Annotated in this window: 1 protein-coding gene; it reads left to right on the forward strand. The window is 67.3% G+C overall.

Features of this window, described 5'->3' with window-relative positions; genetic code table 11:
• The coding region (locus DBR34_RS17675; RefSeq protein WP_128097753.1) for a DUF885 family protein at nt 1-1,660 on the forward strand (1,660 nt) is incomplete at both ends.

The raw sequence follows: 1,660 nt of genomic DNA on the forward strand, positions 1-1,660 counted from the left end.
GCCCAGCTCAACCGCATCTACGATGAATACTGGGATGCCTCGATGCGGCTCAACCCGCTGCAGGCCACCTTCCAGGGCGATGCCCGCCACAACGACCAGCTACCCAACATCCTGTCGGCCGCCTACCGCCAGCAGTCGCATGATTTCACCGTGGAATGGCTGGGCAAGGTCGAGAAGATCGGCACCGACGGCCTGACCGGGCAGGACCTGCTCAGCTACGAAATCTTCGTGCGCGACGCGCGCATGTCGCTGGCCGCCGAGAAGTACCCCAGCTGGATGCTGCCGGTCAGCCAGTACTACAACCTGGGCAGCATCATGGCCATCCTGGGTTCCGGTTCGGGCGCGCAGCCGTTCAATACCGTGGCCGACTACGACAGCTGGTCCAAACGCTCGCTGGGGATCGCACCGCTGTTCGACCAGGCCGTGGCCAACATGCGCGACGGCATGAAGGCCGGCGTGGTGCAGCCGCGCGACCTGATGGAAAAGGTGCTGCCGCAGCTGGATGCGGTGATCAAGCCGACCGCCGAGGAGAGCATCTTCTGGGCCCCGGTACGCAACATGCCCGAGGACTTCCCGGAGGCGGACAAGGCGCGCATCAGCGCCGAGTACAAGCGCATGATCGAGTACCGCATCATGCCGGCCTACCGCGCCCTGCGCGGCTTCATCGCCACCGAATACCTGCCGGCGACGCGCACCAGCGATGGCCTGGGCGCGCTGCCCAACGGCCAGGCCTGGTACACCCAGAACATCGTGCAGAGCACCGCCGCCACCCTGGATGCCAGGCAGATTCACGCCGTGGCCGAACAACGCGTGGCCAGCCTGCAGGCGCAGATCGCCGCGACGCTCAAGGACAACAAGATCCGCGGTTCTCAGCAGAAGGTGCTGCGCAACATGCGCACCGACCGCAGTTTCCAGTACGCCAACAGCGAGGCGTTGCTGACCCGCTACAAGCAATTGCAGGCCCAGGTGGGCAGCCGCCTGCCGGCCCTGCTGGGCACCCTGCCGAAGGCGCCGCTGGAGGTCCGTGCGGTTGAACCCGAACGTGCCGCCAGTGCGTCGGCGGTGGCCTACCAGCCGCCCCTGCCCGACGGCATGCGTCCGGGCATCCTGTACGTCAACACCACCAACCTGCCGAGCCGCCGCCGCTGGGCGGCGCCGATGCAGTTCCTGCATGAAGGCATTCCCGGCCACCACGTGCAGCTGGGCCTGCAGCAGGAGCTGGACAAGCTGCCGCGCTTCCGCCGGCTGGGCGGCGATATCGCCTTCATCGAAGGCTGGGGCCTGTATGCCGAATCGCTGGGTGAGCAGCTGGGCGTGTACCAGGACCCCTACGAGCGCATCGGCTACCTGCAGGCCGCGCTGACCCGCGCTGCGCGCATGGCCGCCGACACCGGCGTGCATGCGCAGGGCTGGAGCAAGCGCCAGGCCGTGGATTACCTGGTCAAGACCGCCGACATGCCCACCGAAGATGCCACCGCCGAAGTCGAGCGTTTCATGGCCCTGCCCGGGCAGACCCTGCCCAACGGCCTGGGCGAACTGAAGATGGTGGAGCTGCGCGATCGCGCCAAGGCCGCGCTCGGCCCGCGCTTCGACCTGCGCCGTTTCCATGAGGAAATCCTGCGCGACGGCTCGATGCCGCTGGACATCCTCGACGCCAAGA

Origin of the sequence: Stenotrophomonas sp. HMWF003, assembly GCF_003061285.1 — a bacterium.
Lineage (GTDB): Bacteria > Pseudomonadota > Gammaproteobacteria > Xanthomonadales > Xanthomonadaceae > Stenotrophomonas > Stenotrophomonas maltophilia_AP.